This window comes from Jeotgalibacillus salarius, assembly GCF_004405125.1.
Taxonomy (GTDB): Bacteria; Bacillota; Bacilli; order Bacillales; family Jeotgalibacillaceae; genus Jeotgalibacillus; species Jeotgalibacillus salarius.
Window position 1 is genome coordinate 1 of sequence record NZ_SORX01000030.1, and the last position, 247, is coordinate 247.

Below are 247 nucleotides of genomic sequence, written 5' to 3' on the forward strand. Positions count from 1 at the left end.
ACCCCTAACCTCTTGATCCGTAGTCAAACGCTCTATCCAATTGAGCTACGGGCGCAATGAAGCTTTATAAAACTGAATGGTGCCGAGGGCCGGACTCGAACCGGCACGGTGGAAACCCACCGCAGGATTTTAAGTCCTGTGCGTCTGCCAATTCCGCCACCCCGGCTAAGGCAGATATAATAATAGTAATCTTGGAGCGGAAGACGAGATTCGAACTCGCGACCCCCACCTTGGCAAGGTGGTGTTC

At 53.0% G+C, this 247-nt stretch carries 1 tRNA gene; it reads right to left on the reverse strand.

Annotated elements, in window-relative coordinates:
* Positions 1-77: 77 nt before the first annotated feature.
* Positions 78-166: transfer RNA gene (locus tag E2626_RS17055), tRNA-Leu, on the reverse strand.
* Positions 167-247: the final 81 nt, after the last annotated feature.